The 25,335-nt window shown below is 52.7% G+C and carries 23 protein-coding genes; 7 read left to right on the forward strand and 16 right to left on the reverse strand.

All coding sequences use genetic code 11. The annotated features are described in order from the left end of the window. Positions 1-218: 218 nt before the first annotated feature. Positions 219-404, reverse strand: a complete 186-nt coding sequence (locus tag RW092_RS14255; RefSeq protein ID WP_316010526.1) for a hypothetical protein — start codon at positions 402-404, stop codon at positions 219-221. 209 nt (positions 405-613) lie between these two features. Between RW092_RS14255 and RW092_RS14260 the strand changes: the two genes are divergently transcribed. From RW092_RS14260 to RW092_RS14275, 4 genes are all read left to right on the forward strand, one after another. Beyond that, the gene (locus RW092_RS14260; RefSeq protein WP_316010527.1) at positions 614-1,123 is read left to right on the forward strand and encodes a hypothetical protein; all 510 of its coding nucleotides are present in this window, start codon (positions 614-616) and stop codon (positions 1,121-1,123) included. Between the two features lie 179 nt (positions 1,124-1,302). Further along, entirely contained in the window at positions 1,303-1,839 is a 537-nt protein-coding gene (locus RW092_RS14265; RefSeq protein WP_316010528.1) for a PadR family transcriptional regulator, read from the forward strand. 225 nt (positions 1,840-2,064) lie between these two features. Next, positions 2,065-2,766: an ABC transporter ATP-binding protein gene (locus RW092_RS14270; RefSeq protein ID WP_316010529.1), complete on the forward strand. Its 702-nt coding sequence runs from the start codon at positions 2,065-2,067 to the stop codon at positions 2,764-2,766. Between the two features lie 25 nt (positions 2,767-2,791). After that, the gene (locus RW092_RS14275) at positions 2,792-3,553 is read left to right on the forward strand and encodes an ABC transporter permease (protein WP_316010530.1); all 762 of its coding nucleotides are present in this window, start codon (positions 2,792-2,794) and stop codon (positions 3,551-3,553) included. Here the strand turns inward: RW092_RS14275 and RW092_RS14280 are convergent. Both RW092_RS14280 and menA read right to left on the reverse strand, forming a co-directional pair. Further along, positions 3,550-4,641, reverse strand: a complete 1,092-nt coding sequence (locus tag RW092_RS14280; protein ID WP_316010531.1) for a Gfo/Idh/MocA family protein — start codon at positions 4,639-4,641, stop codon at positions 3,550-3,552. The two genes, RW092_RS14275 and RW092_RS14280, sit on opposite strands and share 4 nt — an antisense overlap. A gap of 84 nt (positions 4,642-4,725) precedes the next feature. After that, entirely contained in the window at positions 4,726-5,673 is a 948-nt protein-coding gene (gene menA, locus RW092_RS14285) for a 1,4-dihydroxy-2-naphthoate polyprenyltransferase (protein ID WP_316010532.1), read from the reverse strand. Between the two features lie 202 nt (positions 5,674-5,875). Here menA and RW092_RS14290 point away from each other — a divergent pair, with 202 nt between their 5' ends. Further along, on the forward strand, positions 5,876-6,169 hold the full coding sequence (locus RW092_RS14290; RefSeq protein WP_127575237.1) for a hypothetical protein: 294 nt from the start codon (positions 5,876-5,878) through the stop codon (positions 6,167-6,169). Between the two features lies 1 nt (position 6,170). Here RW092_RS14290 and RW092_RS14295 read toward each other — a convergent pair whose 3' ends face one another. The 13 genes from RW092_RS14295 to RW092_RS14355 form a co-directional block, all read right to left on the reverse strand. Next, positions 6,171-7,556: a diguanylate cyclase gene (locus RW092_RS14295; RefSeq protein WP_316010533.1), complete on the reverse strand. Its 1,386-nt coding sequence runs from the start codon at positions 7,554-7,556 to the stop codon at positions 6,171-6,173. Positions 7,557-7,738: 182 nt separating this feature from the next. Further along, entirely contained in the window at positions 7,739-8,302 is a 564-nt protein-coding gene (locus RW092_RS14300) for a hypothetical protein (RefSeq protein ID WP_316010534.1), read from the reverse strand. A 148-nt stretch (positions 8,303-8,450) separates the two neighbouring features. Further along, positions 8,451-9,740, reverse strand: coding sequence for an NCS2 family permease (locus RW092_RS14305; RefSeq protein WP_084770908.1), 1,290 nt, complete (start codon positions 9,738-9,740; stop codon positions 8,451-8,453). Positions 9,741-9,962: 222 nt separating this feature from the next. Then, positions 9,963-11,459 (reverse strand): MDR family MFS transporter, encoded by a 1,497-nt coding sequence (locus tag RW092_RS14310; protein WP_374700819.1) that lies wholly within the window; start codon positions 11,457-11,459, stop codon positions 9,963-9,965. A gap of 208 nt (positions 11,460-11,667) precedes the next feature. Next, on the reverse strand, positions 11,668-12,237 hold the full coding sequence (locus RW092_RS14315; RefSeq protein WP_009223631.1) for a TetR/AcrR family transcriptional regulator: 570 nt from the start codon (positions 12,235-12,237) through the stop codon (positions 11,668-11,670). A gap of 105 nt (positions 12,238-12,342) precedes the next feature. Then, on the reverse strand, positions 12,343-13,200 hold the full coding sequence (locus tag RW092_RS14320; RefSeq protein WP_028540310.1) for a GNAT family N-acetyltransferase: 858 nt from the start codon (positions 13,198-13,200) through the stop codon (positions 12,343-12,345). A 29-nt stretch (positions 13,201-13,229) separates the two neighbouring features. Continuing rightward, the gene (locus RW092_RS14325) at positions 13,230-14,210 is read right to left on the reverse strand and encodes an aldo/keto reductase (RefSeq protein WP_016314282.1); all 981 of its coding nucleotides are present in this window, start codon (positions 14,208-14,210) and stop codon (positions 13,230-13,232) included. 214 nt (positions 14,211-14,424) lie between these two features. Further along, complete coding sequence (locus RW092_RS14330) at positions 14,425-14,823, reverse strand: ArsR/SmtB family transcription factor (RefSeq protein ID WP_316010535.1); 399 nt, start codon at positions 14,821-14,823, stop codon at positions 14,425-14,427. 3 nt (positions 14,824-14,826) lie between these two features. Further along, entirely contained in the window at positions 14,827-15,252 is a 426-nt protein-coding gene (locus tag RW092_RS14335) for an SRPBCC family protein (protein ID WP_316010536.1), read from the reverse strand. 393 nt (positions 15,253-15,645) lie between these two features. Further along, positions 15,646-17,748 (reverse strand): glycoside hydrolase family 36 protein, encoded by a 2,103-nt coding sequence (locus RW092_RS14340; RefSeq protein WP_316010537.1) that lies wholly within the window; start codon positions 17,746-17,748, stop codon positions 15,646-15,648. A 107-nt stretch (positions 17,749-17,855) separates the two neighbouring features. Further along, on the reverse strand, positions 17,856-19,178 hold the full coding sequence (locus tag RW092_RS14345; protein ID WP_016314286.1) for an ABC transporter substrate-binding protein: 1,323 nt from the start codon (positions 19,176-19,178) through the stop codon (positions 17,856-17,858). Positions 19,179-19,302: 124 nt separating this feature from the next. Continuing rightward, complete coding sequence (locus tag RW092_RS14350; protein ID WP_016314287.1) at positions 19,303-20,955, reverse strand: response regulator transcription factor; 1,653 nt, start codon at positions 20,953-20,955, stop codon at positions 19,303-19,305. Then, positions 20,948-22,777 (reverse strand): sensor histidine kinase, encoded by a 1,830-nt coding sequence (locus RW092_RS14355; protein WP_085169940.1) that lies wholly within the window; start codon positions 22,775-22,777, stop codon positions 20,948-20,950. The genes RW092_RS14350 and RW092_RS14355 overlap by 8 nt, the downstream gene beginning before the upstream one ends. A 187-nt stretch (positions 22,778-22,964) precedes the next feature. Between RW092_RS14355 and RW092_RS14360 the strand changes: the two genes are divergently transcribed. Together RW092_RS14360 and RW092_RS14365 are read left to right on the forward strand one after the other, a co-directional pair. Continuing rightward, on the forward strand, positions 22,965-23,852 hold the full coding sequence (locus RW092_RS14360) for a carbohydrate ABC transporter permease (protein ID WP_016314289.1): 888 nt from the start codon (positions 22,965-22,967) through the stop codon (positions 23,850-23,852). Continuing rightward, positions 23,852-24,682, forward strand: coding sequence for a carbohydrate ABC transporter permease (locus tag RW092_RS14365; RefSeq protein WP_016314290.1), 831 nt, complete (start codon positions 23,852-23,854; stop codon positions 24,680-24,682). The genes RW092_RS14360 and RW092_RS14365 overlap by 1 nt, the downstream gene beginning before the upstream one ends. Positions 24,683-25,335 lie beyond the last annotated feature (653 nt).

The raw sequence follows: 25,335 nt of genomic DNA on the forward strand, positions 1-25,335 counted from the left end.
CAAAAACGAGGCGGAAGGCCTCTCCCACCCCGAAATTTTATAAATTCTATAATGTGAACAAAAAGCGCGGGCACGGCAATCCAGCCGGCCAGCTTCCAACCAAGCAGCACGGCACGCAAAAATAACCTCAGAATTATCCTAAGCATCCCCAAGATGGCACGCCGAAAAAAGCCGCTCACACCTATTGTGCAGCGGCTTTCGGCTTATTTGCACTTGCCTTATCCTTCGTACTTATCATGGCCGGAAATGTATTCGTTCAGCGTCTCTCCGCCTTCAGTGCTATGGTTCTTGATCGTAGCCAAACGTCCATTCTGCGCTTCTCCGCCGTTACCGGTCGTTTGATTCTGCCCGTTGCTGCTGCCGTTTCCGGTACCGGGCTTACGATGTTGCTTGTTATTTTCCATATGGTTCTAACCTCCTCCGTAGGATCTGATGGATGGAAAGGCCGCCCTGCCTATTCCTTCGGTTAGCGTTTCTTCCCCAGACTGTTTTTATTCCCTAACGGAGCAACTAGACTAAAGTCCAGCTTGCGTCTCCCCTGTAGACGGAAGTCATCTCCCGGCTTTTGTAGTATCCTGATCATAGATAAGTACATAGACAAAGGAGTTTGCATATGAATTGGAATAAAAAATCATGGATTGGTCCCGTGCTCATTCTGCTCGGCCTCTATCTCTTCTTCTTCCGCAAAGAAGCGATTAGTGCGGGAACGCTGTTCGGTACCTTCTGGCCGACCTTGTTCGTCCTTCCGCTGGGTCTGCTCTTCCATTGGATGTATTTTTCGGTGGTTGGGCGCCGGGCGACCGGACTGCTCATCCCCGGGGGAATTCTGTTCACCGTAGGGCTTGTCTGTCAGCTTTCTACGTTATTTAACAGCTGGCAGTACCTGTGGCCCGGCTTCATTCTGGCTCCGGCCGTAGGGTTGTTCGAGTTTTACTGGTTCGGGAACCGTAACAAGTATCTGTTGATCCCGATCAATATTTTGACCGTACTTTCTTTATTGTTCTTTGCCGTCTTCTCGCTCGGCGCGTTGTACAACCGCCTGATTTTCGGCCAACCGTTGCTGGCGATCGCCTTGATCGCCATCGGTGCGGGGATCATGATTGCGCCGAAACGGCTGAAATGAAGTGATGCTCCAGCAAGCCAGGAGTCGTAAAAGAGTCGTCCAACCCAATTGGGCGGCTTCTTTTTTTTCACAAGAGCCTTGGAAGAGGATTGACACCCCTGAAGACGCTGGTTATAATTGGCTCAAAGCACAATATCCAATGTTGGATATACAATCTTAGCTGAAAAGGAAGATCCCTTTTGACGAACCTAATCATTCTCGCCTTGTTACGCGACCGTCCGATGCATGGCTATGAAATCCAACAGCTCATCCAAACCAGCCGGATGGACACCTGGGCCAACCTGCTGTCCGGTTCGATCTACTACGCCTTGAACAAAATGGAGCAGGAAGGCTTAATTCAGACGGTTGCCGAGGAACGAACCGGTGCACGGCTCCGCAAAATTTACGGAATCACAGAAGCCGGCGAAGTGGCCTTCCAGAACATGATCCGAGAGTCCTTGACTCTGACGCCGCACTCCGTGAAGTCTGATTTCACCCTGGCGCTGAGTTGGGTCGATGCTGTGCCTCGGGAGGAGGCGCTGGCGCTGTTGCGCCAAAACCTGCAGAGACTTGAAGACACCCTTGCCTTGTGGCGTCAAGGTCGGGAGCTGAAGAAAGAGTACTTAAACGCGTTTACAGAAGCTTCGTTTGACAATGGCATGGCACTTCTGCAGCTGGATATCGATTATTTACAGCGGATCATCGGGCTGCTCGAAGAGAAGCAGGAGGAGTCTTAAGGAAACTGGCACAAGTACTTCGGCCAGCGGAAGAAGCCTGGCGATGCGCGAAGGTGTTCCCGGCCAACGGACCGGATCGATCGGTCCGGGCCATTCGCCCGCATTGTTACGAGGTGCATCGGGAAGGAGCAATTACGCGTAATTGGGGTTTGGACGACATGTTCTTTTTTTTGCGCTAATACCCAATGTTGGATATCTAACTTTGTCTAAAAGGAGATGAATTACATGCAAGATTTCATTCAGGCATCCGGTCTCGTCAAAAAGTATGGGGAACGTTGCGTGGTAAGCAATCTGGACTTGACGATACGGGAAGGAGAAGTTCTGGCGGTCATCGGCCCCAATGGTGCGGGGAAATCCACCATGCTCGATCTGCTCCTGGGCCTGCGCCGCCCAGATGAAGGAAGTATACGGTATTGGACTTCGAATCCACACCAACAGATGGGGGTTCAGCTGCAAGCTACTCCGTTCTTCCCGGGGCTTAATGCGTTGGAGAATATGCGGATGTTTGCTGCCTTTTACGCGGTGAAGCTGACCGATCGGCAGATTGAAGAATACTTGGCCCGCTGCGGTCTGGAAGCCGTGGCTCGGACCGATGCCGCTCGTTTGTCAGGCGGACAGCAGAAGCGATTGGCGATTGCCATGACATTGGCGCATGATCCGAAGCTGCTGTTTCTCGACGAGCCTACGGCAGCACTTGACCCTCGGGCGCGGCGAGAGGTGCGCGAGCTGATTCGCTCGCTGGCCGATGCGGGCACTTCAGTCGTATTTACCTCGCATGATATGGAGGAAGTGCACAAGCTGGCAACAAGGATTGTCGTGATCTCCCAAGGAAGGTTGATTGCCGAAGGGTCGCCCGAAGCGCTGATGGCCCAATCCGATTGTGAAAATCTCGAAGAGCTGTACCTTTGCCTCACCGGCGAAGGATGAAGAAGGATGAAGGAGGAATCTAGCGATGATTACGATCTTTCGAACGATGTTAACGGGGATTTTGCGAGATGTGCATACCCTATTTTGGACGATTCTGTTTCCGATTGCGATGCTCATTGGGCTCGGTCTCTACTTCGACAATCCCGAGTACTCGGAGCGGCTGACGGCGGGTGTCCTGACCATGAATGTGTTGTTCGGGTCCACAATGGTCACTGCCTTTCAGGTGATGGCGCAGCGAAATCGAGGGGTTTACAAGCTGCTGCGAGTGACCCCGTTCTCCACCGCTAAATTTATCTTAGCCATGGCAAGTTCGCGTACCGTACTCACACTGATCGTCAGCAGCGGTATCCTTGCCGTTGGCATCCTGCTTTTCGGCGTTGACCTGAGCCTGCAAGGCTTGCTGATGGTCACCTTGATTTTGCTGGTTGGTTCCGTTTGCTTTACCGCCATTGGATTTATCGCTGCGAACCTATCGCGGGATGAAAGCAACGTCAATATGATCTCCAATCTGATCAGCTTTCCGATGCTGTTCACCAGCCAAGCCTTCTACAGCCTGCAGAATGCCCCCGATTGGGTACAGTTCCTCGCCCATATCCAGCCGTTCTACTACTTCGTTGAGGCTATGGGCGAAGCCGTCTCCCTGGGCCGTGCTTCCGCCGATCTCGGAATCGCGCTGGCGATCCTCGTTGGTTTCACGGCCCTTTGCCTACTTCTAGCTGCGGTTACCTTTCGTTGGGATTCGGAACGACCGGTTAGACGGCGAATGGCAGCCAAACGTACCTCCTAATTCCCGACGGTTGCCCAGGGCTGGCGCTCGGTCCGCACCGTCTGCCCAGATTGGACCGCCTGCTCCATCATCAAGGACAGGTATTGGTCCTGGGCCGCCTCCGCCAAGCTGTAGAACGAAGGGCCTCCATGTACGTATTGCCCCATCTTCTCCAAGCTGGTGGCGATGGCGATCTCTTCGTCCGTCAGCCGTCCCGGCCGGAACGGGTTCACGTACACCCATTCGGAGCCGGCCAGCACACCTTCGTGGTAATACCCCAAGAGGCTGCCGTTCTGGCCGGCATCCACCCGCCGCAGCTGCAGCTCCACCGGGGTGCGGAAATCGCGAAGGTAGCGAAGCTCCGTCCCGTCGATTTCCCCCCGGACGCCGCGCACCAACACGCGATGACGCCGGATCGGTGAGAAATATTGATCGTAGGTGAAATCGAACAATGCCGTCCGCTCACCGAGCCTAAGCAGCGCAATCGTCTGAGACGAAGTGACGATCTGCTCCACCTCCGGCCAGCCTCCGCGGCCGGGGCCTTGAACGAGCGGGGAGCAGATTTCCTCCCCGCGGATTTCCGCCTCCCCGAATCCCGCTCCGAGCAGTTGCCGAATCAGGCTGATGCCGTGATAGCCGTGTCCCGCCGATACCTGCACGTGCGACACCTCGCCCAAGAGACCCGACCGCGCGACGGCAAGGCGGGCCGCATGCATCGGCTGGAACAGGAACTGCTCGGCCACTTGAATTTTCGCCGTAGATCCTACGGTTTCATAGAGTTGGTACAGCCCGGACAGATCGACCGCCGGCGGCGTCTCCGTCAGCACGGGTATGCCCGCTGCAGCGAGCCGAACCAAGTACTCCGGCGTAACCGTCCGAGGCAACGACAACACCACAAAGTCGAAATCCCGCTGCTTCAGGAAGGTCTCCCAATTTGTTGTCACCGGAACGCCCCATACCCGGTTCACTTCCCGGCCTTTTGCCTCGTCCCGCATATAGATGTTGCTCACCTCAAAACGCTCCGGCAGCGCGCGGGCAATCCGCAAATAAAATTCAGCCCGCCAACCGCCGCCAACCATTCCGATCCGCAGCTTGCCTCGATTGTCCATCGTCTCTTTGCTTCCTCCTCAAGTCTGCCAACCCATGAGTCGGACCCGGATCACACACGGATACATCCCCGCCGGAACCCATCGTTAGAAGGGCAACACGACGGCGATAATCAGCGCGAGGATACGCGCCATATTGGTCAGCAGGAAATTTTTCACCGATAAGCCAAACGTAAATTGCTTGGTAGGCTGCGCAGTAAACGTTCGGATATTTTTGGACACTGGCACCACGGTGAGGAGAACCAGCAGCAGTATCAATGGATGAACCCCCAGGATCGCCAGTACAATCACATCCACGTAGGCCGCATAATAGAGCAGCTTAAACAACAGCAGCGCCGGACCTTTTCCAATGTAGATCGGTAAGGTGTAGCGTTTGTTGTCGATATCCTCTTCCATATCGCAAATATTGTTGGCCAGCATGATGTTGGCAATGCCAAGAATCGCCGGTATGGAGATGAGGAAGACCAGCAGCGTCTCCAGCAAATGAACTTGGAGAATCACCGTGCCGCCCTGCAGCGAAAGTGAAGCCAATTGGTCGCCCGCATGGATGTAAGCCGACACAAATATAATAACAAATCCCATGAACAGTCCGGAAAAAATTTCGCCCAGCGGCATCCGGGAGATCGGTATCGGCCCAAAGGAATATAAAATGCCAACCGCAAACGACAACGCGCCCAGCAACAGCAGCAGCCACCCGGTCTGAAGGAACAGCAGCACTCCTGCGGTCACTGCGATCGTGAACAGCAAAATAATCAGTGCCAGCACCGCGGTTGGATTCATGCCGTACTTGACGATGGCATTATGTTTTTCATAGCCATAGCCGTGCTTGCGCTTCGCTTTTTTATAATCCATATAGTTGTTGATCGCCGTCGTGGTCATGTCGAAGCTGAACAAGGAAATCAGCATGAGCACAAAATGCCAAGGCTCAAACACATGGAACCTGTAAACAGCATAGACCGTGCCAAACAAAAGCGGAATCATGCTTGCGGCCTTCGTCTGGATTTCCACCAGCTTGAGAAATTTGGTGATCGCCATTCTCCATCATCCTCTTTTTATCTAGTTAAAAAGAAGATATCTTACTTTTGAAATAATGGCTGTTGAATATGTCCTTGACAAATGAATTTGAGCGAAATTTCACAAACTGATGTATTCGATTCGTTTGCCATGACCTGAAGGCTTAAGCTAAAATGCAAGTAAGTTGTACCAATACTGTAGAAGAGGGGTTCGCGTATTGTCCATGTTCTCCACAGAAGACCTGATTGGATCTTTGATTTTTCTACTTATCCTCGCTGTGATCGCCGTATTGAATTTGCGTAAAATGAGTTCCGGGGCTTACGATCTCAAGGCGCTGCGCAAACGCGGTCTGGTGTGGACGGAAGTGGCGGTCGCCTTGTTTCTGCTGCAGCTCTTGCTGCGTAAGGGAGACAACCGCTTTCTAGTGGTCCTTGGCATGGTGGTGTTGTTTGCTGCCAGTCAATGGCTCGGAGCGATCTATTTGGAACGGAAAGAAAACCGAGGGGAGAAGAAATAAATCAGCTGGGCAGCGGCAAACCGGAATCAGCGGTCATCCGGATCGTGTCGCCGCCCCGCTTGACATCATACATCGTTGCATCGGCGAGCCGAAGCATATCCTCCAAGCTTGCGTTCCCATCCGGTGACAGACTGATGCCAATGCTGGCCGAGATACTGATCCGTCTTCCCCGATACACATAACCTTCAGCCAGGCTGGATCGAATGCGGTCCAGCACTTTTAATACCCCGTCCTCCTGCAGGCCTACCAGCAAAATCACGAATTCATCCCCGCCCAAACGGCATACCATATCCTCCGCCCGGACTAGGGTGACCAGCCGGCCTGCGATATTCTTCAACAGTTCATCCCCGGCTTCATGGCCGTAGGTGTCGTTCACTTCCTTGAAATTGTCCAGATCCAGGAACATCAGGGCGACGGGCTCTCCTTGCCCTTGCGTTTCTGCGTACTTGGCATAAAATTTTGCCCGATTGGCTAGTCCCGTCAGCTCGTCATGATAGGCCAGGAATTGAATTTTTTCCTCTAGCTGCTTCCGTTCCGTGATATCAATAACGACCCCTTCCAGCCTTACGAGATGCCCATGGTTGTTGAAATACGGCCGTGCCCGGTTCTGGAACCATCTGATTTCACCGTCGGGCCGAACGATGCGGCATTCCTTCGTGGAGTTCGTTTTTCGAAGGATGAGTTCATGCTGGATCTCGAGGAATAGCTTCAAGTCCGCAGGGTAGATGATCTCCTGCACTTGCCTCCCCTTCAGGCTCTCTTTCGAATATCCCGTAATTTGCTCGAACCCGGAGGAAACCTCCAATTCCATTTTACTGAGGTCATAAGCCCAGACCCCAACGGATGCGCTTTCAAGGATATCATTCAAAGGCAACTTGTCGCTTTCAGTTCGAGGTGACAGCATCTTCGTCGTCAGTACATAGATCAAGCAAAACGATAAGATAAACAGACAGTATACCACAAAAAATGCAGCATCGCCGCGTTCCAGCTTCCCGCTCAACAGCGCCCCCCGGTATGCCAGCGCTAAATACAGCATCGACAGAAGATGAAGTGCGCCTGCCACCGCGACCGCAAGATAATGATGATACATCAAGCTGAGGAGCGGCAGCAGCCCCAGGAATATATAATTCGTCACGGACAAATCCGTGAATACCATTACATTGAGGTAAATGAACAGCATCACTAGCGTTAAGATCATCGTAAGCCGCGGCCAGCGGCGTCTTACCACAAATCCGGCCAGCACCAAGAGCAGGGAAGCGCCCAAGATCGGTTGTGCCACTTCGAAATGCCGATGAACCAGCATTTGCAGCACACTGGCAACAATAAACAAGCCGACAAGCAATTTCAGCATCCAAATGTTTTTGATATGAATTTGGTGGGCGTTCATCCGTTCTCCCCCCTTAAAGTGAGGCTCATGATAAAATGAATGTATTGGGTACAAAGAACTACGTCTAAGGAAATATTATACTACAACTGCAAAATTGTGCTACACGATTTTATCAGCAACACCCAAATAAAAAAAACCGGAGCGATATCCTCCGGCTTGAATCTCATACCTTCATGCAGATTTCACGGCACATATTGCTGTACGATCCGGACGACCTTGCCTTCTTTCAGCGTGAGGTGATATGGGAATAGGCTGAGATCCAGCAGATCCGTCTGTTGGAACAACTCCTTAAATTTCTTAAAGGTTACGGTTTCATCTGCCTTGATTTCGATATCCTCCGGCTTACCGGTACGGTCATAAATTTGCAGTATAACTTCAGCTTCTGGGGAAACCGGATAACTCACCGATTCCACCGCGTCATTGACGATATAATAGCCGTCCGGTGGTCCGTCAAAGCCAGCCTCCGGTTCGCGTTCTGCGAAGATCGCCGCCGCCTCATCCCCCTGATACCACAAGATCGGGTCCACCGTGAGAACTCCTCCGTCAGAATCAAGGCTCACGGCGTTCAAGTATACCGTAACCGTCTCGGGTAACTGCAGCTCCGCCATCCCAACAGTCGACGACTTGGCTCCTGTTCCCGTTCCCGCTCCGGCAAGAAACCCGAAGGACGACGGCGCATGGGCATCCAGCCCGGGTAACATCACAATGAGCGCCAGGGGAAGCAGCGCTGTAAACCAATTTTTCATGTCAGGTCCGCCTTTCTCATGTCTGCACATCCAGCGATTTACCGCCTCAGGATTTCCATTGTATGGCTTACAGGTTCATTATATGACGGCCTGCCGAAAAAAGGGTCTCACCCCGGTTAAAACAAGTAACAAAATCTTCTTCAATTTCCTAGTGCGCCGGAAAAAAAGCCAGTTGAATCACGAAGATCACGCCAAACACATAAAGCAGCGGGTGAACCTCCCGCCCTTTGCCGCTGACCAGCTTCATCACCGGATACGTGATGAACCCAACGGCGATCCCGGTGGCGATGCTGGCGGTGAGCGGCATCATCAACAGGATCGCAAAGGCCGGAAACGCCTCATCGAACGATTTCCACTGAATCCGGGCCAATCCTTCCATCATAAAGCAGCCCACAATAATCAAGGCAGGTGCGGTGATGGCCGGAAGACCGGAGATCGCCCCCACCAGCGGCGAGATGAACATCGACAGCAGGAACAGTACAGCGACGACGAGCGATGTCAGGCCGGTGCGGCCGCCTGCCGCCACGCCGGTCGTCGATTCGATGTAAGCGGTGGTGGGGCTCGTACCGAACATCGAACCGATGGTGGTCGCCGTCGCATCTGCGAGCAATGCGGCCTTGGCCCGAGGAAGCTCGCCGTTCTTCATAGCGCCGGTTTGTTCAGTAACGCCAATCAGCGTGCCGGTCGTATCGAACAGCGTAACGAGCAGAAATGCGAATACGGTCGTGTACAGCCCTTGGCTAAAGACGCCGGACAAATCCAGGTCGAAGAAGACCGGCGCAGGCGGCACAGACACGAAGCCGTCCAATTTCAGTTGTCCGGTAAAATAGCCAACCACCGCGGTCAGTGCCATGCCGATAAACAGCGCGCCGGGAACGCGGCGGGCCATCAGCACCAGTGTGACAAAGACGCCAAACAACGTCAGCAACGTCACCGAGCGGTGCAAATCGCCAAATGTCACGAGGTTGTCGGGATTCGCCACGACGATGCCAGACATTTTGAGCCCTAAGAAGGCGATGAATAACCCGATCCCCGCAGTAATGCCGAACTTCAGCGAATCAGGAATCGCGCGGATCAGCGCTTCCCGCAGCCGGGTTAAGCTTAGCAGCAGAAACAGTACCCCGGCAAAAAACACCGTGCCCAGCACGGTCTGATAAGACAATCCGGTGCTGGCAACCACGCTCGTGAAGTAGGCGTTCAACCCCATGCCGGGAGCGATGGCGATCGGATGCCCGGCGAACAGCGCCATAAACAGCGTGCCGACAACCGCCGCAATCACGGTAGCCATAAACACCTGATCAAACGGAACTCCCGCCGCGCTTAGCACAGCGGGGTTGACGACCAGGATGTAGGCCATCGCTAGAAAGGTAGTTAGCCCGGCGAACAGCTCGGTGCGAATGGTCGTTCCATGTTCTTTTAATTTAAAAAACCGCTCCATAATCAATGGATGCCCCTTCCTTCTGAATATTCATGTTGTCAGTATAGCCAATCATTCCCTATGCCATCATCCCTGTTCCTTGCCGGATGTTCAATCGAAATCTTCAAGTTTTCCAGAATGTTCACATCTAGTCAACGTGAAAAAAACCGGTCCGATGGAAACTTCCCACCGAACCGGTCTGTGTCCGTCTCAAGCATAGACGGCCTTTGATTTCCTTTACAATTAACGCGATTCCGGGTTAACCTCCGGCTTAAACTCCGGATGGCTGCCTGCAGCAACCTGCGTTTCCTCCGGCGCATAAGTGCGGCGCAGGAACAAGCCGATCACCAACGCCACCACGCCAACGTACATCGAAATGGTAAACGCTTGGTGCATACCGGACACCAGTGCGTTCCCCAGCTCGGCTGGATCCTGCGGATTGGCCGAAGCTTTCAAGTAACGTTCTTGGCCATGCGAGAAGATGCTGATGAACAGCGCGGTGCCGATCGCGCCCGACACCTGCTGCAGTGTGTTCATGATCGCGGTGCCATGCGGATACAAGTTACGAGGCAGCTGGTTCAGCCCCGTCGTTTGCCCTGGCATCATCACCAAGGAAATTCCGATCAGCAGCGTAATATGCAACGCGATGACCTCTCCGGTCGAGCTGTCCGTCGACAAGCCGCGCATGAACCACAAGGTGGCGATCACGATGATAAGCCCCGGCGCGATCAACGCGCGCGGACCAAATTTATCGAACAACCGTCCCGCCACCGGTGACATCAGACCGTTGATTACCCCGCCGGGAAGCAAGACGAGACCAGCGGCGAACGGTGCCAGCAGCAGCGCGCCTTGCAGATACATCGGCAAGATAATCAGCGTCGAGAACAAGGTCATCATCATGACCATGAGCAACGCGGCCGACAAGGCGAACATCGGGTACTTGAAGACGCGGACGTCCAGAGTTGGCTCAGCGACTCGCAGCTGCCGCCAAACGAACAAGACTAAAGCGATAAATCCGGCAACCAGGCAGGTATAGACAACAGGACTTGACCACCCTTCACCTTCGCCCGCGTGGCTAAACCCGTATACGATACCGCCAAAACCAATCGTTGACAGCAGAATGGACAGCAGATCCACCCGCGGTCTCGTTAATACCGACACGTTCCGCAAATACAGCGCTCCGTAGACAATGGACAATACCGCGAGCGGAATCACCAGATAGAACAGCCAGCGCCAATCCAGCACATCCAGGATTAAGCCGGACAGCGTAGGACCAATAGCCGGACCAAACATAATGACCAGACCGATCGTGCCCATGGCCGCCCCTCTTTTTTCCGGAGGATAGATCGTTAGAATGGTGTTCATCATGACCGGAAGCAGCAACCCTGTTCCAATCGCTTGAATGATCCGACCCAGCAGCAGCACGCCAAACGAAGGAGCAATCCCGCAGACGACCGTTCCGACCAAGAACAGAATCATCGCCGACAGAAACATCTGCCGCGTCGTAAACCATTGAATCAACAGCGCCGTAATCGGCACCAGAATCCCAATCACTAACATATAAGAGGTAGAAAGCCATTGTATCGTCGAAGGCCCCACGCGCAGTTCTTGCATCAAATCCGTGTAGGCCACATTCAGCAACGTTTCATTTAATATGGACACAAAGGCCCCGATGACCAGGGCGATCGTAATCGGCAGACGCCTGATCCCTTCCACACCGGCGCCATGAGCCGATGACATCGATGATGTATTCATTTGTAGGGTTACCTCCATCTTCTCCTATTTTGGGACTTTACGCCTCTCTCTAGGTTAATCTATATAAACAAGGCAAAGCGTGCCTTGGGGTTCACGACGGGGAAGTTGTGTAGACCATTCTATATATCAAAATTTAAGGAAAGAGGCGCGGATCTCACTTCCTTCTGCCGCAAGGGCTCCTGAGCAACGGGGCTCAGGAAGGAAAAAGCCGCGGAACCAGACGAGCTGCTGTGTGCAGCGGCTGGCTGCTCTTCTGCGTTAAGCACATGATGATCGAACCTTCGACGATCCCATTGATCAGCACGGCTAAATCCGCCGATTCTTCCGCACTGTAGCCGGAAGCGATAAATTTCTTCTCCAGTTCAGCGATCCAAGCGTTATACACGTCACAGCAAGCCTGACGAATATTCTCGTTGCTGCGGGCGGTCTCATGGGCAACGATGCCAATCGGCACCCCCAGCGTTGCATCCTCGCGATCATAGTTGTCGGCAATCAGAAGCAGCAACGCTTGCACAGCCCCAACTGCATCTTCGGTGGAGTCCAGTACAGCGCGCAAGCTCTCCAAAGTGACGTTCTTGGTATACACAACAGCTTCACACGCGAGTTGCTCTTTCCCTTCGGGGAAATGGTAATACAACGATCCCTTGGGCGCACCGCTCATTTGAGTGATCTGGTTCAGCCCCGTCGCGTTATAGCCTTGGCACTGCAGCAGCTTGGCCGTTGTTTCGATCAGCAACTGACGGGTCGGATTCTGATTGGGCATGCATACCGGTACCTTTCCGCGTAAGATTAGACCGATTGGTCTACATGATGATAAACGATGTCCAAGGACTATGTCAACACTTTTTAGGCCCGGTATGCCCCCATTTTATAGGCGAAGGTACATCTCATGAAGGCTGATTTTATCGCGAACAAACCCATGCCGATCCAAAAATCCTTCCAGCAGTGCATTATCCGGCAAGGAAGCGGTGAACTTCACGAAGCCTAACTCCTCGCGGGCAGCGACCAACATCCGGGTGGCCAAGCCCTGACCCCGGTGCTGATGGCTGACAATCAGCATATTGATCTTACCGGTTGGACTGATCGAGAGCCCTCCGGCCCATTCACCGTCCACCCGGACGCCGTAATAGACGTTAGACGGAGTTCGTTGCTGATACTCCAAGTCGTTTTGCCAGTTGATATGAAAATATCTCCAAGGCCCCACCAGATTGGCGAAGGTCTCGAACTCGATTCGCTCCACCGGCGCTCCCGCGGAAGCCCCCTGCGGGGCCTCCAGTCGGGATGCATCGGGAAGGGTGAAGTACGAGACGTCGTATACACGGCGGTATCCTCTTTTTAAATAGAAAGCGATCGCCCGGTCGTTCCCGGCAATGACCTCCAGGAACAACTGCTTGCAACCGGCATGCAGCGCCTCCTCCCGGTGCAGATCCATCAGGCCGGCACTTACGCCTTTGCCGCGATATTCCGGGCTGACGGCCAGTGCGCCGCAGCGCATTGTCCGGACGGACTCATAGACCTTGCTGCCGCCTAAGACAACCCCCACGGGTTCATCGCCGTCGAGAGCTACGAAGGAGTGCTCACGCGCATTGCCTTCCGGACCAAAGAATCGATCCGCAAATTCCGCTTCGGTCAAATTAAATTGGATGATATAATCGGCAAAACCACGTTGAAACGCCTGATATATCGTGCTCATGTCCAGGTCCGTGCCTCGCTCATATCGAATCATCGTCTCGTTCTCCTCCCTCATATGGCTTTTTACCAGGCGTACGCTTTTGGCGCTTCACCACCCGGACCCGGGAAAATTTCGTCAATAGCTTTGAGCGTATCCTCACTCAGCTCGACTTCGACAACCCGCAGCGTTTCCTCGAATTGCTCCAGCGTCCGCGGCCCGATAATCGGCGCCGTCACCGCCGGATGCGCCAGCGTCCAGGCGAGGGCCACCGTGGCTTCGGATTCGCCCAGCTCTTTGCACAGGTTGCTAAACCGCTCCAGCTGCGGGCGCAGCTTCTCGAGCCGTTCGGTCTGCTTCGCCGTACGCGAGCCCGGCTGCGGATTCAGATTCCCGCCGAGAATCCCGCCGTCCAACGGACTCCACGGGATCACGCCGATCCCCAGCTCCTCGGCTGCAGGCAGAACCTCCAGCTCGGGCAGTCGGCACAGCAGGCTGTACTTATGCTGCTCGGAGACAAGGCCCAGCGCCCCGTGAGCTTTCGCCTCATATTGCGCCTTCACAAGATCCCGCCCAGCGAAGTTACTGGCACCAACGTAACCGATTTTGCCTTGTTTTTGTGCGATATCAAAAGCATTCCATAACTCATCCCAAGAAACGTTCCGGTCGACATGATGCATCTGGTACAGTTCGATATGGTCCGTGCCGAGCCGACGCAACGAATCGTCCAGATGGCGGCGGATTTTGTAGGCCGATAAGCCGGATTGGCCTTCATTGGGATCCGACGCAGGATCGCTCATCGCTCCGTACACCTTCGTCGCCAGCACAACCTTCTCTCTGCGGCCGCCGCCCTGCGCGAACCAACGGCCGATGATCTCCTCGGTCCAGCCGCGATGCGACGTTCCACCGTAGACATTCGCCGTATCGAAGAAATTAACGCCGGCATCAATGGCAGCGTCCATGATTTTAAACGCTTCCTTCTCGTCCGTCGTTGGCCCAAAATTCATCGTTCCCAGGCACAAACGGCTGACCTTCAATCCGGTTCTTCCCAAACTGACGTACTTCATGTCAACAACCTCCTTGAGCGTTTTTTTGGAAGTAATTTGCCATGATGAAATAGTCCAAACCCATTATATACCAGATGGGAGACCCGGGGAAGGCAAGCCGATCCCAGCTAAAGGGGATGGTCGGCTCCCCTTTGAATCCTTCAAACCCGTCATCTGCCGCGTACATGGGAATAGCCCCCGTCTCCCCTATTGAGGTGCAGCCGAGGGCTTTATTTTATTGGCCCGAATTCTCACTTGTACTGCCGGATAGCGGCGCCGGGACGGGGCGGAGCCCCTCCGGTTCTGCGCCCGGTTCAGATTCAACATAGTGCTTGAGCAGCGCCAACTTGTTCTCCCAGAACCGCTCGAAAAACGCCAGCCAGCGCTTCAGCTCCAACAGCGGGTCGGCCTCCAGGCGGTAGCGCGTCTCCCGGCCGACCTTGCGCTCGCGCACAAGGCCAGCCTCTGCCAAGATACGCAAGTGCTTGGATACCGCAGTTCGGCTGATCGGGAACTGGCTGCTGATATCCTTCAGCGCCAGCTCTTGCCCGCTCAGCAACTGCAGCAGTTCTCGGCGCGTCGGGTCGGAAATCGCCTGGAACACATCATGTTTTACAGAAGCGGCCTCTGCCATGACTTACTCCTGTACATATTTAGCCAACGCAGCGACGATACCCGTCCAGCCCTGATCCATACGGCCGCGAACCAGCTCGTGCGCCTCGCCGAACTCAGTCACTTGGTCGGCAGTCCAACCGCCGTGAATCAACGTAAATTCCGTTTGCTCCCCTTTTTCCTCCAACTCAAAGGTCACCGTCCAATCCTTACCCCAAGTGAACGACAACCGGTGCAGCGGCTTCAATTCCATCACCTTGCACGGGGAGTCTCCAAACGGGCCGGCATGCAGGACAAACTCATAGCCTAATACCGGCTGAAAACTATTCGGCATAAACCAAGCGGCAATCCCCTCCGACGTAGCTACAGCCTCCCATACCCGCGAGATCGGTGCATTGAGCAGCATCGTATGCCGAATATCCGGCAGCTTACCCGTATTGTTCTGTTCCATCATCTATTCTCCTTTATAATCTTGATTGATTAGCTAACATGAAACCAAATGGTTTCCTAATAAAAACGATTATATGACACCATTTGGTTTCATGTCAACCAAAAGAGATCCACCCCAATCCACAATCCACGAATGCTAGCGAGGATCAATTTACCGAGAACTCATGAACAAATTTGATTATTCCGATGATAGACATGAATTGGACTAATACGGTAACTTCGACAAAACGAATCTTCCCGATCCCCTTTTGTTTGAGCTTCGCTTCAAACTGGCGGGCGAGAAGATCAATTGAACTTCGCATTTCATTCCCATGACCCGCTATCCTTATACAAAAAAGATCCGCATCCCCTGCATAAAGCAGCGATGCGGATCTTCTTCGGATCTAAGCTCCACCTATAGTTTACGGCGGATCTCAAACAATCGGGCAGACGGCGCGGAAGGCAGAGTCACTGTCAGCTGACCTGCGGCGGCATCCCAGTTCCATGCGCAATCCAAGTCCTGCGGATAGGCACAGCGGATGTCCAGCCCCTCCCCTTGCAGCGACGGAAGCGGCAAGGCTTGTGAGGAGGTTTCCCCGCGCGTACGCCATACAGCCAGATATACCATATCGCTGCCCGGCCGGCGCAAGCCAAGGCTGATCCAGTCGTCCTGCTGCTTGGGCAGCCCCAGCGGCCAGAACGGCAATGCCTCCGGAATGTCTGCGCGAATCGTCTTGTAATAGTCCAGCGCCTGCTTCACCAGCTCCCGGCGTCGCGGGCTTAGCTCCGCCAAATGACCGCTCTGATGCACACGCAGCAGCAGCGCATTCACCATATTGAAGACGACCTCTTCATCATCGCCTTCCCGCAGCGGATACGACCAGATAGCGGATTGCTCCGGCGTCAGCGCGGACGGGGATGAAGCGGCAATCGCCGCATAGTTCACGTAATTTTCCTGATCACTGGTCGACTGGATGCTGTGGCGGCTTAACATCGCATAATCCATCCGCATCCCGCCGCTGGAACAGTTCTCGATAACGAGCTCCGGATAGCGTTCAAAAATCCGATCGAGCCAAGCCAAGTATGCTCGGTTATGCTGCAGCAATCCATCGCCGAAGCTGTCCGCCGCCGTTTCCGTCCCGATCCCGGCGTTGATGTTATAGTCCATCTTGATATAGCCGACACCATAGTCCTCCACCAAGCGGCGAATGACCTCATCGGCGTGGGCCACCACCTTCGGGTTGCGATAGTCGAGCTGGTAGCGACTGCGGTCCATCACCCGTTTGCCGTGCCGCATGAAGAACCAGCTGTCGTCCGTGTCTGCCAGCTTCGGACTGTTGATGCCCATGACCTCCAGCTCCAGCCATAGTCCCGGCACCATCCCTTTGCTGCGGATATAATCCAATACGTACTTGATCCCTTCCGGGAACCGTTCCGAAGACGGCAGCCATTCCCCCACGCCGTCCCACCACTCGCCCGAAGCGTACCAGCCGGCATCGATGCAGAAGTATTCGCAGCCCGCTTCAGCCGCGGCATCAATCAACGGCAGCAGCTTGGTTGTCGTAGGTGAACCCCAAAGACAATTCATATAATCGTTAAAAATAATCCGCAGTTCCCGGTTATCCGCATTCGGTCGGCGAATCCGGCGACGGTAAGCGGTCAGCTGGCCGATCGCTTCCTCGAAGCCGCCCTTCGCCGCGCCAACAGCCACCGGGACGCTGATAAACCGCTCACCCGGTTGAAGCGATTTCCACCAATGGTTATCGTGTTCAGTTGGTCCGCTGAGGAGCAAGGTCAGTTGGTCCACCTGATCGAAGATCTCCCAATGCCAAGAGCCGTTATGTTCGATTTGCCAGAACAAGACGCTCTCCGCCTCGCGGTTCTCCAGAACCGCCATCGGGATATGCTCGGCCGCCGACCAGGAGCCGGTATTGCTGCAGGAGATCCGCTTGGAGCTGCGATCCGTCAAATGAGATAAGCCGAGCTCAGGTAATCGGTATGTGCGCCACTGCAGCTCGCTTTGCCATCCGGTATGGGGGATGGACAGCCGCATTTTCTCGTCCCGATCCTGGCGGCCCTCCTTATCCAACCCGGTCAATGCAAAAGAGGAAACATACTCAATCCCCACCGCTTCCGGCCCGGCATTGTACAGTTCTGCCCAAGCTCGGACCAATTGCACCCCGTCGTAAAATTGGAGGTGTTGCACCGCCTGCAGCCCGGTCTTCGGGTCGCGCAGCGCGATTTCCAGCTTCCTCCCGAACTCGTTCCGTCCTTTGGTATGACCGGCGTACACCATCCTCAATCCCGGGTACGATGCCCGGTGGGTCCGTCCGTGATATTCGGCCCGGTCCTCTCCAGTGAGTTGCAGCTCCATCAGCCGGAATCCCGGCTTCTGCTCCTCCCGGATCACCGCTTCACTCAATGCACTTGCTCCAAAATGCAGCAGCCGCACATCCTGCTCGTCGGTGACTTCCAAAATGAGATGTAAGCCGTTCTCCCTTAGCTCGATTTGATTCATCGCCCTCGTACACTCCTTTACCTGTCCTAAGTAAAAGCAAAACCCAGCACCGATAGTTGGTGCCGGGTTCATTTCGTGGTTTCACGAACAACCGAGATTCCCGTTGATTATTCAGCCGAACCCAGTTGTACCCATGCTTGTTCGATTTCGGTCACAGCTTGATCTTTGGTTTTGCTGCCGCCGATGTATGCTTGCATGATTTCTCCGAATTTTTGATGGAACGTATCCAGCGAGTAGTTGATCGCCAGGTCGCCCGAAGGCTCGGACTTCAGAATTTCGTTCATTTGATTTGGCATTTCCAACTCTGGAAGCGGAGCGTCCTTGATTGGAGGAATGACCTTCGCAATCGTGGAGAACCAGCTCTTACCGTAGTCGGAAGTATACAGCCAGTTGAAGAATTCGATCGTTTCGTTGACGACCGCAGAGTCTTTGTTAATGCGCAGAGCTTGGTCCGCACCTGTGATAATCATCGATTGATCGGCTTTGTCACTAACCGGATAGCCGGCAATGCCGATTTGAATGTCTGGGTTAATTTTCTTAATCGCTTCTTCGTCCCATGCACCTTTACCGGTCATAATTGCCGCTTTACCGGATGCAAAGTCACTTACTTCTGCGTTGCTGTCGCGTTCCAGCGGTTTGTCGGTGCCATGCTTCACTGTCGTATCAATGAAGTTAAAGAAGTTGTCGTACAGTGCCGGATAATCCTTGATTTTTGCATCACCAGCAATAAAGCTCTTCACCAGATCTTGCGACGTTACGCCTGCGTCTTGTGCTGCAGCGTTCACGAAATGTTGGAAGATGTGTTTCCATACCCACCATTCTTTGTACGCATTCGCAAACGGCGTAATGCCTTTGGCTTCCAGCTTAGCAATCGCGTCGTCCAGTTCTGCTGTCGTTTTCGGGAAAGTCATCACGCCCGCTTCATCCAACAGCTGCTTGTTATAAATCAAGGAGAATAAGTTCCCTTTAACTGGCAAGCCAAGCACTTTACCGTCAGAGGAAGTCATATTCGCGCGTACTGCTTCCGTCATAGCCGCAGCCAGCGGTTGGTCCGTCAAATCTGCACTGTACTCGGCAAAGGTATCAATATCCCCGCCCGCAGTGGTTTGGAATACGTCAGGCGTACTTCCTGCTGCGATTCTGGATTTCAATACCGTGTTGTAGTCTGCCTGCATGATTTCCAGGTTGATTGTTACGTTAGGCTTCACTTTCTTATATTCTTCGATGTAAGCATTAAACGCGTCGGTGTATTCCGGAGAAGCCGTGAACATATTGATGGTTACGGGTTTGGAATCATCCGTCGCTGCGCCGTTACCGCTGCCTGCGTTGCTTGCCCCGTTATTCGCCGCGCTATTGTTGCCGCCGCAAGCGGATAACAGGCCCATAATCAACACCAGGCTGAACGATAAGGCCAGAATCTTCTTCTTCATTACTTTGCCCCCACCTTCATTTGGTTAATATTTACTATGCTCCCTATTTTAATGAAAGGAGACGAGTAATAAAATGTAGATATGTGATGAAAAAAGGGTAAAAAAGTGAAGTCTTGTCGTGAGTTCACTTTTTGCCCCTTTGTTCCTCCTGCTGTTGGCGATATTCGGAGGGTGACAAAGCATAGTAATTCCGGAACGCCTTGCTAAAATAGTTCTTATCTTTGAACCCGAGCATTTCCGAGATTTCTTGAATTTTGAGCGACGAATCATCAAGCAGCTCTTTGGCTTTGTCCATACGAACCCGCTGCACATATTCATGGATGCCGCAGCCATATTGTTGTTTAAACAATTTCATTAAATATTCACGGCTTAAGAAGAACCTCTCCGTAAACATAGAGATTTTGATGTCCTCAAAATAGTGATGGTCGATATATTCCTTGATGACCTCAACGCTGAACGGGCGGCCTGCGGCCATCGAGCGGCAGACTTGCTCGTGATAATATTCTGTTAAATGAAGCAGGATGGCCTCGAACTGATCAAACGAAGTGATATCCGTGCTGATTCCAATCTTATGCAGTGACCGATCTCCGCCGGAGGAAGGAAGCTTGTCCGCCGGAACGCCCAGCTCGGAAACCGTATCATTCATGAGCACGACGATTTCCCGCATCAACCGATCAGCCGCGCCGATACTGAAGGATCCAGCGGCTTTGATGCTCTTGGTAAACTCGGCCACCACCGATTTGGCATGGTTAAGATTGCCTGCCTCTAACGCCCCCCGCAAGATCGGCATTCGACTGGAGAAGGAGAACGTCTCCTTGCTCGCTGCCTTATCCACCTCTCCAATGACCGCGTTCCCTTTAAGCTTCAGCAGGTCGATGCTCTGAATGCCGGCAACCGCCTCATCATACGATTCAGCTAAGTGTAACACATCCTCGCAATATCGTCCGATTCCTCCGACAGTCAGCATTCCAAACAGATCACCTATCGTCGATACAATTTTTCGCATCAATTCCCCTGCACGAAACGCGATCTCTTGCGGGTAGCCCCCCTTCACCGTATAGATGGCGATCACTTCCCGCTCTTGCTTCGGATTGGCAAAGCTGAAGCACTGCAGATTGTTCACCACAACCTCATTAATCACATTCGCCACAGCGAAATGGAGCAGCTCCCGGTCGCGATGAAACCGGCTCTCCTGGACAGCTTCCATGTTCAAGATCCGCAGGACGAGCGCGCCATATCGATGATCCGGTTCATCCGCCCCAATTAACGAGAGGAACGCCTGGCTGCTCTGCTTCTTAAAGCTCCGTTCAATAATGGAAAAATAGATCTTCTCCTTTAATTTCGGGAGCGACATATTAAACGCAATGTTTCGTGTGATCGATTCCTTCTGACGCTCGCGTTTGGCATTTAACACATCTACCGCTTTGCGCAGCGCCTGGTTCAAATCCTGACGATTGACCGGCTTCAGCAAATAATCGACCACTTTCGCATGAATCGCCTGACGCGTATATTCAAAGTCGTCATATCCGCTGATCACAATGGTCAGCAGCTCGGGATACTTCTCCTCGACAATCCGCAGGAATTCGACCCCGTTTAACTCCGGCATTTTCATATCTACCATAACGATGTCCGGCTTGTACTGCTCGAGCATGGCAAGCCCCATTTTGCCGTCCGTCGCTTCCCGGATTTCATCCACCTCAAGCTCTTGCCAATTTCCTAGAATCCGAATCGCCTCGCGAAGCGGCTCCTCATCGTCGATAATCAATACATTATACATAACTGCTGCCCCCTCGCGGTATGATCATACACATATCCGTCCCGTGCTCATCGCTCTGGATCTTGAGCTCTGCTTCTTCCCCATAGAGAAGCTTCAAGCGGGTATACAGATTTTTGAGTCCGATGTTCTCGCCTTCCTGCTCCTCCCACTCTTGGCGGAAGGACGTCTGGATTTGCTCCATTCGTTCCGGAGAAATGCCCGGACCGTTGTCGCTGACAGAGATCACCGCATGCTTATCCCTCAGCTCGGCCAGAATCCGAATCGAGATGCCGCTCGACATTTTCTCAAGCCCGTGCTTAATGGAGTTTTCAACCAAAGATTGAATAGACAGCTTGGGAATTTGCAGCTCCTTGAGGGCTTCCTCCCACTCGACCGTTACCTGCAGCCGGCTGCCAAACCGAGCCTTCTGCAACGCGAGATAACGTTCAATATGCTTCAGCTCCTCCCTAGCGTACACGATGTCTTTTCCACTAATACAATATCTTAGCGTCAACGCCAAGGCATCCACCATATCGGCTACTTCGTCGTCCCCGCTCTTGAGCGCTTTGGTCGAAATCGCCTGCAGCGCATTATACAGGAAATGCGGGTTAATCTCCGCCTCCAGCGCTTTGAGGATCGCATTCTTCTCCACCAGCTTCATCTTGTAGCGCTCGTTAATCAAATCGTTCGTCCGCCGCACCATCCGGTTGAAATGCCGGGATAAATAAGCGATCTCATCCTGACCCTTCACCGGGATTTCCGCATCAAAGGTCCCTTCGCTGAAGCGGCGCATCTGGAGAGACAAATCCTTCAGCGGACTCGTAATTTTGTTGGAAAACAGAGTCACCAGAATGAGCGAAATCAACAAGAATATTGTGCCGATGAGATATCCAATATTCCGCGTGGCTCGGGCAGCCGCATACAGGTTGCTGTACGGAATCGGTTTGACCAGCTTCCAGCCCCCGTTCGCTTCAATGTTGTAAATAATCAAATATTTGTGGCCAGACTCACTGGTCCAGGTGATCGGCTTCATGGAATCTCCCTCTTCAAGCCGGGCAAGCCAGGGTGCATCCTCAACCTTCTCCAAAAAAGCAGGATCATCCACATGAAACGGAACATTATTCGGATCTAGATACAGCAGGTGCTCTCCGTTCTCGAACGGGACATCCTTCAAAATTTGATCTTTCACCGTGGGCTTCATATAAAAAGAGACAATCGCCTTCGGCTCTCGGGTGACTAAGGACCGCAGCACGCGGTGATACCCCATAAAGTCCGGTTCTACATCCATGTCGTAGCCCGACTTCGCCCCTGGCACGATAAACGATTGATAGGCTTCGTTAAAACGGCTCTCCATCGCCTGCTTATACCACGCCTGATTGGGGATATCCTCCTGATAGCTCACCCGAACCGAGACGTTATAAGCTTCGCGCGTAATAGAGTAGTATTTGCGTTGATCGATCAAATAGAGATAAATGCTCTCCAAGTCATTCCGCGAGTAAAACAGCTCTCGCAGATAGTCCTCCAAGTACATTTTTGACGCGTAATCCGATTCTTCGTTCATAATCGCCTGTAGAATGTCCTCATAGTGAATCTGCGGCAGCGACATTTGTTCCACACCAGCGAGGTAATCTTCCAGCTTCTGATTAATCAGCTTCAGGTTGTTGGTGGTGCTGGCCATACTATGCTCTACGGATTCTTGTTCAAGCATCTCATAAGAGATAACGGTTAGTAGGCCAACTACTAGAATAATGATCGTCGTAAACAACAAAATAAGCTTATTGACCAGCCTACGCGAGATCCGGTCAGTAAGCGTTGTCATGATGCTTCGGATGCGGTTGAACATAGCTCCTCATTTCTAGTACCTCGGGCGAAAAAGCGAGTTCACCTTTTTACCCTTAACTGTTTTCTTAAATCCATTTTGACGGCATAACCGCTGTTTTATAATCATTATAGTCGAAAAAGCCCAAGTGTATAGGGGAGACGGTCACACCGCTGTTTATACCAATACGTCACGAAAAAGAGGTGCCATTATGTTCAAACTAGGGAGAAAACGGGGCGAGAAATTAGAGTTTGGCGTATTTACATTGCCGATTCTGATAGCTATCATCGCGGTCTTCTATTATCCGTTTGTCATGACAATCCGTTATTCCCTGACCAAGTGGAACGGGATATCCAAGCATCCGAAATTTATCGGACTGGACAATTTCAAACAAATTTTCATGGGTGACGCGAACTTCTCGCAGGCCGCCTGGTTTACGATTAAATACGCGATTCTTTATATCGTAATCATCAACGTGCTGGCGATTTTGCTGGCGTTGGTGCTGGATATGAAGCTGAAGACGACGAACTGGCTGAGAGCCGCTTTCTTTATTCCGTACATTCTCAGCTTGGTCATTGTCGGCTTTATCTGGAAGTTCATCTTTATGCAAGGCTTTGAGTCCCTTGGCGACAGCACCGGATGGGGCATATTTGATCTAAGCTGGCTGGGTGAACCTGGACTTGCCTTTGTTTCGATCCTGTTTGTCTCCATTTGGCAATCGATTGGTTTTTACATGGTGATTTACATTGCAGGTTTGCAATCGGTTCCAGATGACCTGAAGGAAGCAGCCACGGTGGACGGCGCAGGCCCAGTCCGCAGATTCTTTAACGTAACGCTGCCGTTGCTTGCTCCATCGATTACGATCTCCGTCTTTATGGCGTTGACCAACTCGATTAAAGTATTTGACGTCATCCTGTCCTTGACCGGCGGCGGCCCTGGCGGCACGACGTACAGTGTGGCGTACGACATTTACCGTGACACATTCCAGAACAACCTGTACGGCTATGGTACCGCGAAAGCGCTAATCCTGTTCGTCGCCGTGCTGATTATTACAGCGATTCAGCTGACGATCTTCAAACGCAGGGAGGTTGAGGCGTAATGAAAAAGAATACGGCAGGCCGCATCGTCCTGGAAATCGTGATGGTGCTACTCTCGATCCTGTTCCTGTATCCGTTGTTCCTGACGATCATCAACTCGCTGAAGAGCTTCTCCGAGGTCATGACCGATGTCATCGCCTTGCCGAAGAAACTCGCCTTCGAAAACTACAGCTATGTATGGGAGTTCATCAACTACCCGCGGCTGTTCCTGAATAATGCGGTCGTCACCATCCTCGGCTTGGCCGGGATCATATTAATCTCGTCCATCGCTGCGTACAAGCTGGCCCGTACGAAATCCAAAGCCAGCTCGATCATTTACTTTATCTGTATCATGCCGATGCTGATTCCGTTCCAATCGATCATGTTGACGGTGCTGCAAATGGCGAAGAACCTCCATCTCTCGGACAGCACGTGGGGACTTGGCATTCTGTACTGGGGCTTCGGCGCTCCGCTCGCCCTGTTCATCTACCACGGCTTCGTGAAGGGGATTCCGAAGGAAATCGATGAAAGCGCCACGATCGACGGTGCCTCCGGCTTCCGATTGTTCTTCAGCGTGATCTTCCCGCTGCTGAAATCGGTCACGACCACGATCATCATCATCGACGTGATGTGGATTTGGAACGACTTCCTGCTCCCATTGCTGATGGTCAACGGCTCGCCGGCAACCAAAACGCTGACGCTGGCCGCATACACCTTCGTTGGGCAATACACCTCCGACTGGCAATATGCAATGACCGCTATGGTCATGGCGGTGCTGCCTTCGATCATCGTCTTTATCTTCTTGCAAAAATACATCGTCAAAGGCGTTGTCGCCGGCGCGGTGAAAGGGTAATTATAAAACAGCCCCTGATCCTATGGATCGGGGGCTGTTTGCATGTTTAGACCATAACTGAAAAAGTGTCATGACACTTCCAGGTAACGTGTGCAGCTCCGGCTAACGCTTGCCACAGCGCTTATTTGGGCTAAAAGCGGGGGATTTCTTTTCTAACGCTTGCCAGCGAGCTTATTTGCGCCAAAAGGCCCTGTTTCGAGGCCCAAACCAGCAAATAAGCTCTCTCATAAGCGTTAGATTCTCATCGCCCCCGTTTTCGGCCCAATAGCGTTTCTGGCAAGCGTTAGACCGCTAGTTCGCTGTTGCGCCTAACTGCGCTTACATGCCACTAACCTTTCAGGTAACGTGTGCAGCTCCGGCTAACGCTTGCCACAGTGCTTATTTGGGCTAAAAGAGGGGGATTTCTTTTCTAACGCTTGCCAGCGAGCTTATTTGCGCCAAAAGGCCCTGTTTCGAGGCCCAAACCCACTAGCCTTGCACCAAACCTGACATGAGAAATTACAGAAAAATTGTTTGTAAAATATCCTAAATATGGTTGCTATTACTGGTATTCTTCTGGTTGCTCATAAAAAAATCTCCTATTGTTAAGGTGTAGGCATGTTACCCACTCCATAACAGAAGGAGACCATAGCATGGGTAACAATAACTCAAAA

The organism is Paenibacillus sp. 3LSP (assembly GCF_032465655.1).
GTDB lineage: Bacteria > Bacillota > Bacilli > Paenibacillales > Paenibacillaceae > Fontibacillus > Fontibacillus barengoltzii.